Annotated in this window: 11 protein-coding genes and 1 pseudogene; 6 read left to right on the forward strand and 6 right to left on the reverse strand. The window is 75.2% G+C overall.

Annotation, left to right across the window (positions count from 1 at the left end):
* The 4 genes and pseudogenes from ABD323_RS07430 to ABD323_RS07445 form a co-directional block, all read left to right on the forward strand.
* A pseudogene (locus ABD323_RS07430) lies at window positions 1-249 on the forward strand (hypothetical protein); the annotation flags it as partial.
* 242 nt (window positions 250-491) lie between these two features.
* Window positions 492-1,289 carry a YcnI family copper-binding membrane protein gene (locus ABD323_RS07435; RefSeq protein ID WP_344440425.1) on the forward strand — a complete coding sequence of 266 codons (798 nt, stop codon included), beginning with the start codon at window positions 492-494 and terminating at the stop codon, window positions 1,287-1,289.
* 197 nt (window positions 1,290-1,486) lie between these two features.
* A complete protein-coding gene (locus ABD323_RS07440; protein WP_344440426.1) occupies window positions 1,487-2,026 on the forward strand; it encodes a hypothetical protein in 540 nt (179 codons plus the stop codon).
* 294 nt (window positions 2,027-2,320) lie between these two features.
* Window positions 2,321-2,923, forward strand: coding sequence for a superoxide dismutase (locus tag ABD323_RS07445; protein ID WP_344440427.1), 603 nt, complete (start codon window positions 2,321-2,323; stop codon window positions 2,921-2,923).
* An 85-nt stretch (window positions 2,924-3,008) separates the two neighbouring features.
* Here ABD323_RS07445 and ABD323_RS07450 read toward each other — a convergent pair whose 3' ends face one another.
* The 3 genes from ABD323_RS07450 to ABD323_RS07460 form a co-directional block, all read right to left on the reverse strand.
* Window positions 3,009-3,698: a methylated-DNA--[protein]-cysteine S-methyltransferase gene (locus tag ABD323_RS07450; RefSeq protein WP_344440428.1), complete on the reverse strand. Its 690-nt coding sequence runs from the start codon at window positions 3,696-3,698 to the stop codon at window positions 3,009-3,011.
* Between the two features lie 22 nt (window positions 3,699-3,720).
* Window positions 3,721-4,242 (reverse strand): RNA polymerase sigma factor, encoded by a 522-nt coding sequence (locus ABD323_RS07455; RefSeq protein WP_344440429.1) that lies wholly within the window; start codon window positions 4,240-4,242, stop codon window positions 3,721-3,723.
* A 74-nt stretch (window positions 4,243-4,316) separates the two neighbouring features.
* Complete coding sequence (locus tag ABD323_RS07460) at window positions 4,317-4,814, reverse strand: methylated-DNA--[protein]-cysteine S-methyltransferase (RefSeq protein ID WP_344440430.1); 498 nt, start codon at window positions 4,812-4,814, stop codon at window positions 4,317-4,319.
* 204 nt (window positions 4,815-5,018) lie between these two features.
* Between ABD323_RS07460 and ABD323_RS07465 the strand changes: the two genes are divergently transcribed.
* Window positions 5,019-7,934: an AfsR/SARP family transcriptional regulator gene (locus ABD323_RS07465; RefSeq protein ID WP_344440431.1), complete on the forward strand. Its 2,916-nt coding sequence runs from the start codon at window positions 5,019-5,021 to the stop codon at window positions 7,932-7,934.
* Between the two features lie 960 nt (window positions 7,935-8,894).
* On the opposite strand, the gene ABD323_RS07470 is transcribed toward ABD323_RS07465, so the two are convergent.
* From ABD323_RS07470 to ABD323_RS07480, 3 genes are all read right to left on the reverse strand, one after another.
* Window positions 8,895-9,917, reverse strand: coding sequence for an NAD-dependent epimerase/dehydratase family protein (locus tag ABD323_RS07470; RefSeq protein WP_344440432.1), 1,023 nt, complete (start codon window positions 9,915-9,917; stop codon window positions 8,895-8,897).
* Window positions 9,914-10,504 carry a TetR/AcrR family transcriptional regulator gene (locus ABD323_RS07475; RefSeq protein WP_344440433.1) on the reverse strand — a complete coding sequence of 197 codons (591 nt, stop codon included), beginning with the start codon at window positions 10,502-10,504 and terminating at the stop codon, window positions 9,914-9,916. The genes ABD323_RS07470 and ABD323_RS07475 overlap by 4 nt, the downstream gene beginning before the upstream one ends.
* Window positions 10,505-10,872: 368 nt before the next feature.
* Window positions 10,873-11,511 carry a TetR-like C-terminal domain-containing protein gene (locus tag ABD323_RS07480; protein WP_344440434.1) on the reverse strand — a complete coding sequence of 213 codons (639 nt, stop codon included), beginning with the start codon at window positions 11,509-11,511 and terminating at the stop codon, window positions 10,873-10,875.
* Window positions 11,512-11,621: 110 nt separating this feature from the next.
* On the opposite strand from ABD323_RS07480, the gene ABD323_RS07485 reads away from it, so the two are divergent.
* The gene (locus ABD323_RS07485) at window positions 11,622-12,839 is read left to right on the forward strand and encodes an alpha/beta hydrolase family protein (RefSeq protein ID WP_344440435.1); all 1,218 of its coding nucleotides are present in this window, start codon (window positions 11,622-11,624) and stop codon (window positions 12,837-12,839) included.
* Window positions 12,840-12,903 lie beyond the last annotated feature (64 nt).

The raw sequence follows: 12,903 nt of genomic DNA on the forward strand, positions 1-12,903 counted from the left end.
CGCCGCGAGGCGGCCGTGTGGCGGCTGGTCCGGCTCACCGCCCGGGCGGCCGGGGCCGCGGCCCGGGCGGGCGCGGCGCTGGCGGCCGGGCTGCTCGCGCTGCTGACGTCCCCGGTCGGGGCCGGGACCGGGCGGCAGCCCACCGGCCCCGCCCCGGGCACCCCGACCGTCCGGCTCCGGCCGCCGGCTCCGGCACTGCTGCAGCACTGCGTGATCAGGCGCGGCCCCCCGGTGCCCGCGGCGGGCTGACCCGGTCCCGGGAGGCCACCGCCCGCGGTGCCCCGCTCCTCGGCCACCGGCCGGCCGCCGCCTCCGGCTCGACCCCACCCCGCACCCGCCCGCCCGGCTCCCGGAGCCCGGCCGGCGCGGCACCGCGTCCTGCCCACCGGCCTCCGCACGGACGGCCCCACGGACGGCCCCGGTGCGCAGCGGGTGGGGGCCGACGCCCGCGTGCCGTCCCGCTCCGCAGACCGACCGACCTGAGGACCGTCATGATCACCTTCCCGTCCACCACCACCCGCGTCCGCCGCACCGCCGCCCTCGCCCTGGCGGGCGCCGCCGTGCTGCTGGCCGCCGGCCCGGCCGCCGCGCACGTCACCGTGCAGCCGTCCAGCGTGCCCGCCGACGCCACCGACCAGACCTTCGCCTTCCGGGTCCCCGACGAGGACGACACCGCCTCGACGGTGAAGGTCGAGGTGGACCTCCCGACCGACCACCCGATCCCGTCCGCGCTGGTCGCCCCGGTGCCCGGCTGGACCGACCAGATCCAGACCACCAAGCTGGCCACCCCGATCCACACGGACGACGGCGACATCACCGAGGCCGTCTCGCAGATCGTCTGGACCGGCGGCCAGATCGCGCCCGGCCACTACCAGGACTTCACCGTCGACTTCGGCGCGCTGCCCGCCGGCACCGACACCGTGGTCTTCAAGGCCCTGCAGACGTACGGCAACGGCACCGTGGTCCGCTGGATCGACGTGCCGCAGGCCGGGCAGCCCGAGCCCGAGCACCCGGCGCCGACGCTGCACCTCACCGCCGCGGGCGGCGCCACCCCGGGCACGGGCGCGAGCAGCACCCCGACGGCGGGCGCGAGCACGAGTGCGGGCGCGAGTGCGGGCGCGAGCAGCGGCTCCGCCACGCCGACCGGCACGACCGCGGCCCGCAGCGGCGGCAGCGACTCCACCGCCCGCGCGCTCGGCATCACCGGCATCGTGGTCGGCGTCGTGGGCGTGGCGGTCGGCGTCCTGCTCGGCCGCCGTCGTTCGGGCGGCGCCGGCCCGGCCGCCTGACGGCCCGAGGGCCCGAGGGCTCCGCTGGCCGGTGCTCGCTGACGGACAGTCGTCCGGTGCTCGGTATGACAGATGTCCTACCGAGGACCGGACGGCTGTCTCTGCCGGCGGTGACCCCCCGCGCGCCAGACTCGTGGATGTCGGCAAGAGGCCGGCGGGCGGGACAGCGGACAGCGTGCAGCACCCAGGGGGCGGCCATGAGCATCAGCATCAGCAGCGTCGACATGTTCACCGAGTCGAACCGGGCCAGCACGCCGACCGCGCTGGTCGCCGAGGCCTCGCAAGCCCCGCAGGCCCCGCAGGCCCCGCAGGCCGCTCAGCTCCCGGCCGACATCGCGGCGTTGCAGGGGGTCAAGCCGCTGCCGGCCTGGTTCTTCGCCTTCGAGGGCGTGATGGGCGGGGCGTTCGACATCCTCAAGGCCGACCCGAACGCCTGGATGGTGCTGGCCGGCCTGGGCCTGGTCAACCTCACCATCGGCCTGACGGTGCTGAGCAAGCGGCGCAAGCTGCTCAAGGCGATGCTGAAGAACGGCCGCACCCGGGCCATCGCCATCGGCCTCGTCTCGCTGCGGATGGGCGTGCACCTGGTGCTGGGCCTGCTCGGCGCCGAGATCACCAGCGCCGCGGGCCACCTGGTGCTGGCCGCGCTGATGGCCGCCACCACGGTCGGGCTGCTCTGGTTCGACCAGCGGGTCAGCTTCCGGGCCCTGGGCCTGTCGCTCGACCGCCGCGGCTGAGCCGGTGGGCCGGCCGGGCATCGGCCACCGGCTGCTGGACCTCGACGGTCGTCGGCATCGCGGATTCCCTGTCGCACCGCCGGTGCGGAGCCGACCCCCCGCGTCCCGGCGGGCGCCGGTTGGGAAGACGATCGTCCGTCAGCAAGGGCAGGCGCCCACGTGGGGGGTGCCGTCCGCCACTGACGGGGGCCGGCCCCGCAGGCAACATGCTGAAGCATATTCAGTGCAGTTGCAAGTGATGCGCAATAGTGTGATCCCGGCACGATCACCACCTTCGAAAGGAGCCGTGTCCTGATGGGCACCTACGCGCTTCCCGACCTCCGGTACGACTACTCCGCCCTCGAGCGCGCGATGAGCGCCGAGATCCTGGAGCTGCACCACTCCAAGCACCACGCCGCCTACGTCAAGGGCGCCAACGACACCCTGGAGCAGCTGGCCGAGGCCCGCTCGAAGGAGCAGTTCGGCACCCTGGTCGGGCTGCAGAAGACGCACGCCTTCCACCTGTCGGGCCACGTGCTGCACTCGCTCTTCTGGGAGAACCTCTCGCCGGACGGCGGCGACCGCCCGGACGGCGCCCTGGGCACCGCGATCGAGGAGCACTTCGGCGGCTTCGAGGCCTTCCGCAAGCAGCTGACCGCCGCCACCGTCGGTGTCCAGGGCTCGGGTTGGGGCATCCTCGGCTGGGAGCCGCTGAGCCGCAGCCTGATCGTCGAGCAGGTCTACGACCACCACGGCAACGTCGGCCAGGGCACCACCCCGCTGCTGGCCTTCGACGCCTGGGAGCACGCCTACTACCTCCAGTACCGCAACGTGCGCCCCGACTACGTCGAGAAGCTCTGGGACGTCGTCGACTGGAACGACGTCGCCGCCCGCTTCGCCGCCGTCGCCGGCTCCTGACGCCCGCACCGGTGCGGGCGTCCGCCACCCGCACCGGTCACGGCCGGCACCGGTCACAGCCGGCCCGCGTCGCAGCCGCCACCGGTCACGGCCGGCCCGCGGCGGCCTCCAGGTCGAGCAGCAGGCGCTTGGCCTGCGCGCCACCGGCGTACTGGCCGGGCGAGCCGTCCGAGCGCACCACCCGGTGGCAGGGCACCACCAGCGGCAGCGGATTGCCCGCGCAGGCCGTACCGACCGCGCGCACCGCCCGCGGGCTGCCGGCGGCCGCGGCCACCTCGGCGTAGCTCTCGGTCCGCCCGTAGCCGATCTCGGGCAGGTGGGTCAGCACGTCGCGCCGGAAGCCCTCCCTGGACAGCCGGTGGTCCAGCGGGAGCTCGAAGCGCCGCCGCCGGCCGGCGAAGTACTCCTCCAGCTGCCGGGCCGACTCGTCCAACCGGCCCGGCGCGCGCAGGATCCGCGCGCTGACCGTGTCGCTCAGGACCTGCAGCACCGCGTCGTGGTCCTGCACGGCGAACGCGATCCGCACCAGGCCCCGCTCGGTCGCGGCCAGCAGCAGGGAGCCGACCGGGGAGTCCAGGGTGCGGTACGCGACGTCCAGGACGCCCGCGTCCCGAGCCGCGTCGGCCAGCCGGGCGTGCAGGCGGGCCATCGCCCGCGCCTCCTCCGCGCCGTCACCGCCGCCGGCCAGCGCGGCGAGCAGGCTCGCGTCCGCCTCCCGAACGTCCTCGCCGTCGGATCCGCGGGTCGCCCCCGTGCTCGTGCTCGTGCTCGTCATCGTCCTCGTCCTCCCGTCGTGTTCAGGTCGTGTTCAGGCCGTCGGCCGACCGGGCGGCCGGCCCCTGCCGCCCGTCCCGCGGGTAGCGGGCGCGCAGCGCCTTGATGCCGTCGGCGGCGGCCCTGCGCGCCGCGTCCGTACTGCCGCCCATCACGGCCGCCACCTCCCGGTAGGGCAGGCCGGCCAGGTAGTGGTAGGCGACCGACCGGCGCTGGCGGTCGGGCAGCGTCCGCAGGGCCGCCCACAGGTCCGGGTCCCAGTCCTGGGGCCGGCCCAGTGGGCTGGGCCGCTCGGGCAGCTCGTCGACCGGCGTGGGGCGGCGGGCGCCGGCCCGGACGGCGTCGATCGCCTTGCGGTGCGCGACGGTCACCAGCCAGGCCTCGACGTTCGCGTCGGCGGGGAGGTCCGGATAGGCCTTCAGGGCCGCGAGGAAGGTCTCCGACCAGGCGTCCTCCGCGTCGTGCGGCCCCACGACGGCCCGCACGACCCGCAGCACCATCGGCCCGTGGTCCGTGACGATCTGCTCGAACAGTGGCTTGCTCACACCGGGTAGACGACCGGGCGCCGCCGAACGTGAGCCCGCGCCCCGGACGGGCTCCCCGTCCCGTTCCGTCCCGGTCAGAACAGCCGCCCCCTCCGCCGCTCGGCCGGCTCCTCCAGCTCCAGCAGGAAGCGCTTGCGGTCGAGCCCGCCCGCGTAGCCGCGCAGGCTGCCGTCGGCGGCCAGCACCCGGTGGCAGGGGACGATCACCGACAGCGGGTTGAGCGCGTTCGCCGCCCCGACCGCCTGCGCCAGCGACCGGTCCCCGAGCAGACGGGCCAGGTCGCCGTAGGAGCGGGTCTCGCCGTACGGGATGGCCACCAGCAGCTCCCAGACCCGGTGCTGGAAGTCGTTGCCCTCGGCGGCCAGCGGCAGGTCGAACTCCCGTCGCTCCCCGGCGAAGTACTCGCCCAGCTGGCCGCGGAGCGGCGCGAACCCCTGGTCGGTGCGCTCGCCGAAGGTCTCCGCCGGGGGCCGTCGCAGGTGCCCCTCGAAGTACAGCCCCACCAGCGCGCCGTCCTGGGCGATGGCGGTGAGCTCCCCCACCGGCGAGTCGATGAGCGTGTGCGTCCTCATGGCCGCCCTCCTGCCAGCCCCGGCGGTCTCCTGGCGACCGCCTCCGTCACCGAGTAGACGCCCCGCCCGACACGAACGTGAGACCGGCCCGGGCACCGCGTTCCGGCGATCTTGTAGGGTCGCCGTCAGGCCGGGGTCCGGGCCTGCGGAACCGCACGTCCGGCGGCACACCCACGCGACCACACCGACCCTGAGGGCAGCGGCATGCGCTACGGAATTCTCGGCTCGCTCGAAGCCCGCCGCGGTGAGCTCCGGATCGAGGTGGAGCGGCCGCGCCGGCGGGCCCTGCTCGCCTTCCTGCTGCTCAACGCCAACCGCTCGGTGACCACCGAGCAGCTGGTGGACGCGCTCTGGGGCGAGCGCCCGCCGGCCAGCGCCCGCGGCCAGGTGCACACCGCGCTCTCCGAGCTGCGCAAGCTGCTCGGGGCCGACGGCGCGGACCCGCTCTCCTCCCCCGACGGCGGCTACCGGCTGACCGTCGAGGAGTCCGCGCTCGACGTCAGCACGTTCCGCCACGCCGTCGGCGAGGCCCGCCGGCTGGCCGAGCGCGGCGAGGCACGCGCGGCGGCGCACGCGGTGCGCGCGGGCCTCGCGCTGTGGCGCGGCGACGCGCTGAGCGGCATCGAGGCGCCGTTCGCCGAGGCGGCCCGCAGCCGGCTGGAGGAGGAGCGCTTCGCCGCGCACGAGTTGCTGGCCGACATCGAGCTCGACCTCGGACAGCACCAGCAACTGGTCCCCGAGCTGACCGCCCTGCTGGACGCCTACCCGGCCCGCGAGGGCCTGGCCGAGCGGCTGATGCTCGCGCTGTACCGCGGTGGCCGGCAGACCGACGCGCTGGCGGTGGCCCGGCGGCTGCGCGCGGTCCTGGCCGAGGACTTCGGGCTGGACCCCGGCCCCTCGCTGCTCGCGATGGAGAGCGCGGTCCTGCGCGGCGACCCGGCGCTGCGGCGCGAACCCGCCCGGACGGGACCGCCGCCGGCCGTCCAGCCGCCCGCGCCGGCCCCCGCGCAGGCAGGGGCACCCGCACCCGCCGCAGCGCCGGCTCCGGCCGGCACCAGCTGGTCGGAGCGCTGGCCGAGCACCCCGCGCCCTGCCCAACTGCCCTCTGCCGCCAACGGGTTCGTCGGGAGACTGGCCGAGGCGGACAGCCTCGACGCGGTCTGGCGAGGAGCCCCGGGCGGCCCGCGGATCGCCATCGTCACCGGACCGGCCGGCGCCGGCAAGACCGCGCTGGCCGTGCGCTGGGCGCGCCAGCGGGCCGACGACTTCCCCGACGGGCAGCTCTTCGTCGATCTGCGGGGCTACGCGGAGGGCGCCTGCGAGGAGCCCGCCCAGGTCCTGGAGCGGTTCCTGATCGCGCTCGGCGTGGCGGGTCCGCAGGTACCGGCCACCGAGTCGGCCCGCGAGGACCTCTACCGCTCCTGCCTGGCGGAGCGCCGGATGCTGGTGGTCCTGGACAACGCCCGGGACTACCAGCAGATCCGGCCGCTGCTGCCCGGCGCGCCCGGCTGCCTGACCCTGGTGACCAGCCGGGGGGCACTGGGCACGCTCGTGGTGGAGTCGGGCGCGGTGCCGGTCCGACTGGGCCGGATGACCCCGGAACAGTCCGTCGAGGTGCTCAGCGGGATCCTCGGGCCCGAGCGGATCGCCGCCGAGCCCGACCAGGCCCTGGCGCTGGCCACCCTCGGCGGCGAGCTGCCGCTGGCACTGCGGATCATCGCGGCCCGCCTGGTGGAGGACCCGGACGCCCTGCTCGCCGAGCTGGTCGCGGAACTGGCCGCGGAGGGCAGCCGGTTGGACGGCCTGGAGCTGCCGGGCGACCGCAGCAGCGCGGTCGGCCGGGCACTGGACCACACCTACCGCCAGCTGCGTCCGGAGCTGGCCCGCTCGTTCCGACTGCTCGGCGTGCACCCCGGGCAGCTGGGCGGGGCCGCCGCCGCGGCCCTGATCGGCACCGGCCCCGTCCTGGCCACCGCGCCGGCCGCCGTCAACAGACGGCTGCTGCGCGAACTGGAGGCCGTCCACCTGGTGGAGCGGCCCGGACCGGACCGCTACGCGCTGCACGACCTGGTGCGGCTCTACGCCCAGCACCGCACGAGCGGCGGCGCGGCCGAGCGCGACGCCGCCCGGGCCCGGCTCCTCGACTGGTACATCGGCCTCAGCGCCGCGGCCGCGCGCCAGCTGGACCCCGGCCGCCCGCAGAGCGAACCGCGGGTGGAGCACCGGCTGGACACCCCGGACCCGTTCCCCGACGTCGAGGCCGCGCTCGCCTGGTTCGACCTGGAGGCGGAGAACCTGCTGGCCCTGACCCGGCTGGCCGCCCGGTCCGGCGACCACCGCGCGGTCTGGCAGCTGGCGGACCACCAGTTCGGGCACTTCATGCGCAGCCACCGGCTGGACGCCTTCGTCGAGTCCTACCGGCTCGCCGAGGAGGCGGCCCAGCTCGGCGGGGAACAGCACGTCGCGGCGCTGATGGCCAACAACCTGGGCGTCGCCCACTCCTTCCGCCGCGAACTGCCGCTCGCCAAGGCGGCCTACGAGCGCGCGCTGGCCATCCACCTGGAGCGCGGCGAGCTGCGGCGCGTGCTGAGCACCCGGAGCAACCTCGGCAGTCTGCACTTCGACCTGGGCCTGCTCAGCGAGGCCCGCGGCTACCAGGAGGCAGTGGCCGCCGACGCACGGGAGCTCGACGAGCCGCGGCTGCTGGCGGTGAGCCTGTCCAACCTCGGGCTGACGCTGGGCGACCTCGGCGAGTACGAGGAGTCGCAGACCCTCCAGGAGGAGGCGCTGGCGGTCCTGGCCGCGCGCTGCCCGCAGGAGCGGCAGTACATCCTGCGCGCCAACCTCGCCCGGGTGCGCTTCGTCGCCGGCCACTACGAGGCGGCCCAGGCCGACTGCCGCGCCGCGCTCGTGGAGGCGCGCAGCCACGGCGACCTGCTGCACACCGCGCGGCTGCTCTGCCACCTGGGCGACTGCCTGCTGCGCGACGGGCACCCGGACGAGGCGCGGACGGCCTGGCAGGAGTCCCTGGACCTCTTCACCGAGTGCGGCAGCCCGCAGGTGGCCAACGCCCAGGTCCGCCTGGCGACCAACGGCCTGCCGGCCGTCGAACCGACCTAGGACTGCCCTTCTCGACCCTTCGGGAGCGCGCGCCGGTGTAACGTCCCGGCGCGCCGAACCTCTGCGTCGCCCCCGCGTCGACCCCCTGCGTCGACCCGGTGGGGCCATGAGAAGAGCATGAGAAGAGCGCGAGAAGCGCGCTGCGTCAGAGTGGATCACGAGCCGGTCGCCACCGGTCCACCCCGCACCGCACCCCGGCTCGCCGACCACGTGAAGCCAATCGCACGGAAAGCAGTAAGTCAAGAAATCCGGAATCGATTCGCCGATCGACACCGGAATGTCCATGATCGACCTTTTCCCGACACTCGACACCTTCCCGGACGGAATATCCGGACCTGCCACCGACGGCTTGACACCGGATTCCACCGGGAGCTTTGATCAATCCCGTTCGGCGCGGAATGGCCGCCGAATGTGCCGCTCCATGACCCGCCATTCATCCAGGGCTCGCGCCGGCGAGCCCTGGGAGTCCCGAGCTCCGAGCAAGGCCACCATGAACCTCCCCAGCACCTGCCCCACCCCTTGCCCCACCTTCGTCGACCGCCCGCTCGGCCGGCTCCTGCCACCGCCCAGGCCGCCGCCGGAGCACCGCCCAGGCCGCCGCCCCTCGCACCCGGAATCCCCGAGCCGCTCCCCGACGCATTCCCGCTCCCGCACCACCCACGCCACCCGCCCCGCGAAAATCCATCCGCCTACCCCGGCCGGATTCCCGCGTCCCGAATCCCCCACCGCCAGCCATTCCCGGCGCATTCCGGCGACCCCGGAACCACCCGCCGCCTGGCATTCCAGAAATCCGGCCGAGCCGCCGGACCGACCTCCGCCCTCCACCTCCCCGGACGGCCGGAGAATGCGCCGACCCGGTCCCGTCCACCCGAGGGATCCCGTCGTTCGACAGGCCGCCGAGGACCTACGGGGGTGGGCCTCGGCGCCCTGTCGTCCGACGGGCGCCCCACCGTCGCCGGCTCAGCCCGCCGCGACTCGGCCCGCCGCGACGGCCTCGACGGCCCGGCACCAGTCGACGGTGTCGCGCAGCGTCTCCTCCAGCGGGCGCAGCACCAGACCGAGTTCCCGCACGGCCTTGTCCGAGCTGGTCGGGTTGTCGTGGTGCAGGGTGCGGACCGCCTTGACGTTCACCAGCGCCGGGACCCGCCGGAGGCGGGCCAGGCCCTGCGCGACCCAGGCCACCGTCAGGGCCACCGGGTACGCCGGCCGCCGGGTGGGCGCGGGCACCCCGCTGACGGCTTCGAGGGTGCTGAAGATCTGCCGCGTCGAGGCGTACGGGCCCCCGACGATGTACCGCTCCCCGCTGCGCCCGTGCTCCACCGCGGCGATCATCGCCTGCGCCACGTCCCGGGCGTCGGCCACCTTGCCGCCGCCGGGCAGCACCGCGGGGATCGCGCCGGCCAGGAAGTTGCGCACCAGCCGTCCGCTGCTGGAGGGGGCGGTGTCGTGCGGGCCGAAGAGCCAGCTGGGCAGGATCACCACGACCGGGAGCCGGTGGGTCCGCAGGAAGTCGGCGACCGCCTGCTCCGAGCGCACCTTGCTGCGCAGGTAGGGATTGCGCAGCACGCCCCGGTCGGCCGGCACGCTCTCGTCGGCGGGCCCGCCGCCGGGCCGGTGGCCGACCACCCCGGCCGAGCTGACGTGGATCGCCTTCCCCACGCCCGCCCGGTCGGCCGCCTCCAGCAGGGCGACGGTGCCGTCCACGTTGACCGCCTGCAACCGGTCGTCGTGCTCGCCCGGTTGGAACGTCTCACGGAAGTACGCCGCGGTGTGGAACAGCACGTCGCAGCCCTCCAGCGCGGCGGCGAACCGGCCGACGTCCAGCAGGTCGCCCTCCACCAGCCGCGCCCCCGTGTCGCCGAGCACCCGCTCGCCGACCAGCCGGTCCCGCACCAGCGCGGTGACCTCGTACCCCTGCTCCCGCAGCGACCGGATCAGGTTGCCGCCGAGCAACCCGGTGCCGCCGGTGACGAACGCCTTCATTCCCGTGCCTCCCCGCACTCTTCCTCCCTGGTGGACGGTGCGCCGTGCGCACCGAGGAAACCGGCCAACGCCCGCCGCACGGACGGGTCGGGGCCACCGCCGGCCAGCTCCAGCAGCGCGGCCTCGGACGACAGGGCGACGAACAGCCGCGCGCTGACCTCCGGCTCGGGCCACCCCATCGCCGCGAACTGCGGTGCGGCGAAACGGGCATGACCCTCGTTCCGGGCCGCGATCTCCTCCTGGATCAGCGGTTCGAACCGGGCCTCCAGCAACAGGGCCTTGAGCGCCCGCTGTTCCAGGCACGAGTCGAGGTACGCGTACGACCCGGCCTCCAGTGCCGCCCGCCCCACCGGCATCGAGTCGACCGCCCGCCGGATCCGCTCGACCGTGCGGTCGTAGAAGGTCCGGTGCAGCGCGAGCACGAACTCCGCCCGGCTGGCGAAGTGGACGTAGAACGTCCCCTTGGCCACCCCCGCCTCACTGGTCACGTCATTGACGCTCAGCCCCTGCAAGCCCCGCCCCGCCAGCCGCAGCCCCGCCTCGATCAGCGCCGTCCGCTTGCCCTCCGGATCCCGCACCCGCGCCATCACCCTGGCCACACCTCCGCCGTCGCCGCTTGCCGTGGGCCTCATACTGACTGACCGGTCGGTCATTAGCAAGGCCCTGCTGACCCCCCGTCACCCCCGACGTCGCAGCCGTTCCGCCGCCGGCCCGGGTCGATCCCCCGCCGCAACAGCCGCCCCCGCCCCCGTCCCCGTCCCCGCCCCCGTCCCCGTCCCCGTCCCCGTCCCCGTCCCCGTCCCCGTCCCCGTCCCCGAAGAACCGTCCGTCAGGCCCCCGAGCGCCAAGACTTCCGCCCCCGCGCGGCCGGCGCCGAACGCGCCGCGCCCGACCACGGCCGCTCCAGGACTCCACGCCCCCGGAACCGTCACCCTCGCCCGGACAGGACCGGGGCTCAGGCGCGGAAGGCGGCGAGCAGCTTGTCGGCGAGGCGGTCGAGGTAGTCGGGGTCGGTCGGGGTGTGGACGACCGCGAGGCGCCAGTAGAGCGGGCCGGCCAGGAAGTCGAGCGCGAGTTCGCGGTCCACGTCGGCGGGCAGTTCGCCGCGCTCGACCGCCCGGTCCAACAGGCGGGTGGCCTTGCTGCGGCGGGTGTCGCGGACGGCGGCGAAGAGCGCCCGGGCCAGCTCGGGACTGCGGGTGCTCTCGGCGAGCAGGTCGGGGATGATCCTCGAGGGCAGCCGGTGGCGCAGCGCGCCGGCGATGTCGGCGAGGAAGGCGAGCACGTCGCCGCGCAGGGTGCCGCTGTCGGCGACCTCGGGCGCGTCCACGGCGACCGCGGAGACGAGGGCGACGGTCATCTCCAGCTTGGACGGCCAGCGGCGGTAGATGGCGGCCTTGCCCGCCCCGGCCCGCTTGGCGACCGCCTCCAGGGAGAGCCGCGCGTAACCGACCGACGCCAGCTCCTCGAAGAAGGCGGCCGCGATCGCCGCGGTCACCGTGTCCTGGAGCACCGGCCCGCCGGGGAGCCGGCGCTCGGGAGCGGCGGGCGGGGCGGCGGGGGCGGGGTCCCGAGGGGCGGGCGAGCTGGGCATGCCCCGAACCTACACCAGACGGAACGGTTGCGTCTCGACTAGACGGGGGCTAGGGTCGCCAGCAGACGAGACGCACCCGTTCCGTCTCGACAACAGGCTGGAGGCACCTCATGCGGTTCCTGTACGAGGACGAGTCGTTCTCCTTCGAGACGCTGCGCACGGCCGGCTTCGCCGGCTACGGCGGCGCCGACCTGGGCGAGGTCGTGGCCACCGCCCGCACCATCGGCGAGGGCGACGAGGAGGCGTGGCTGCGCGAGTGGAAGAGGACCGCGGAGCGCGTCCACGCCATCGGCAGCCGCGCCCTGGCCGCCGGGCACCGGGTCAGCGCGCGCGAGGCCCTGCTGCGCGCGTCGAACTACTACCGCACCGCCGAGTTCTACCGCCGCGACGACCCCGCCCACGACCCCGAGGTCAAGCTCCTCTCCACGCTCTCGCGCGAGACCTTCGCGACCGCCGCGGCCCTGATGGACACCCCCGTCGAGGCCGTGCGGATCCCCTACGAGGACACCACCCTGCCCGGCTACCTCTTCCTCGTCGACGACTCCGGCACGCCCCGCCCCACCGTCGTCTTCACCAGTGGCTTCGACTCCACGCTGGAGGAGGCCTACTTCGCCCTCGCCGCGGCCGCCCTGCGCCGCGGCTACCACGTACTGGCCTACGACGGACCGGGCCAGGGCGCGGCGCTGCGCGAGCAGGGGCTGGTCTTCCGTCCGGACTGGGAGGCCGTGGTCACCCCCGTGGTCGACTACGCGCTGACCCGCGCCGAGATCGACCCCGACCGGCTCGTCCTGTTCGGCTACAGCCTCGGCGGCTACCTCGCCGCCCGCGCCGCCGCCCACGAACACCGCCTGGCCGCCCTGATCCTGGACGACGGCCTCTTCGACTACCACGCCGCCCACACCCAGGTCATGCCGCCGTTCCTGCGGGAGTGGATCGAGGCCGGACGGGACGACCTCGCCGACCCCGTCGCGGGCCTGCTGATGTCGGCCGGCACCCAACTCCGCTGGGCCCTGCGCAACGGGGTGTGGGCCTTCGGCGCCACCTCGGTCGCGGACTACGTCCGCCGCACCGCCGCCTACACCCTCGAGGGCGTCGCCCAGCTCATCGACTGCCCCACCCTCATCCTGGACGCCGAGAACGACCAGTTCTTCCGCGGCCAGCCCCAACGCGTCCAGGCCGCCCTGACCTGCCCGCACACCCTGATCACCCTCACCGAGGCCGAAGGCGCGGGCGAGCACTGCCACATGGGCGCCATGTCCCGCTTCCACCAGGTCACCTTCGACTGGCTCGACACCACCCTGGCCCCGACCCCGACCCCCGCCTCCTGACCCCGCAGCCGTCGTAAGGCGTCTTCCTGCGGCCCCCTCCGCCGACCGCGACGGCTCCGATCAC

The sequence above is a fragment of the Kitasatospora nipponensis genome (assembly GCF_039528135.1).
In the GTDB taxonomy this organism is placed as follows: domain Bacteria; phylum Actinomycetota; class Actinomycetes; order Streptomycetales; family Streptomycetaceae; genus Kitasatospora; species Kitasatospora nipponensis.

Excerpts from the sequence above, each read along its gene's own strand:
- ABD323_RS07465 (WP_344440431.1), top strand. The coding sequence starts at position 5,019 with ATGCGCTACGGAATTCTCGGCTCGCTCGAAGCCCGCCGCGGTGAGCTC.
- ABD323_RS07450 (WP_344440428.1), bottom strand. The coding sequence starts at position 3,698 with ATGACGAGCACGAGCACGAGCACGGGGGCGACCCGCGGATCCGACGGC.
- ABD323_RS07445 (WP_344440427.1), top strand. The coding sequence starts at position 2,321 with ATGGGCACCTACGCGCTTCCCGACCTCCGGTACGACTACTCCGCCCTC.
- ABD323_RS07485 (WP_344440435.1), top strand. The coding sequence starts at position 11,622 with ATGCGGTTCCTGTACGAGGACGAGTCGTTCTCCTTCGAGACGCTGCGC.
- ABD323_RS07435 (WP_344440425.1), top strand. The coding sequence starts at position 492 with ATGATCACCTTCCCGTCCACCACCACCCGCGTCCGCCGCACCGCCGCC.
- ABD323_RS07460 (WP_344440430.1), bottom strand. The coding sequence starts at position 4,814 with ATGAGGACGCACACGCTCATCGACTCGCCGGTGGGGGAGCTCACCGCC.
- ABD323_RS07470 (WP_344440432.1), bottom strand. The coding sequence starts at position 9,917 with ATGAAGGCGTTCGTCACCGGCGGCACCGGGTTGCTCGGCGGCAACCTG.
- ABD323_RS07480 (WP_344440434.1), bottom strand. The coding sequence starts at position 11,511 with ATGCCCAGCTCGCCCGCCCCTCGGGACCCCGCCCCCGCCGCCCCGCCC.
- ABD323_RS07475 (WP_344440433.1), bottom strand. The coding sequence starts at position 10,504 with ATGGCGCGGGTGCGGGATCCGGAGGGCAAGCGGACGGCGCTGATCGAG.
- ABD323_RS07440 (WP_344440426.1), top strand. The coding sequence starts at position 1,487 with ATGAGCATCAGCATCAGCAGCGTCGACATGTTCACCGAGTCGAACCGG.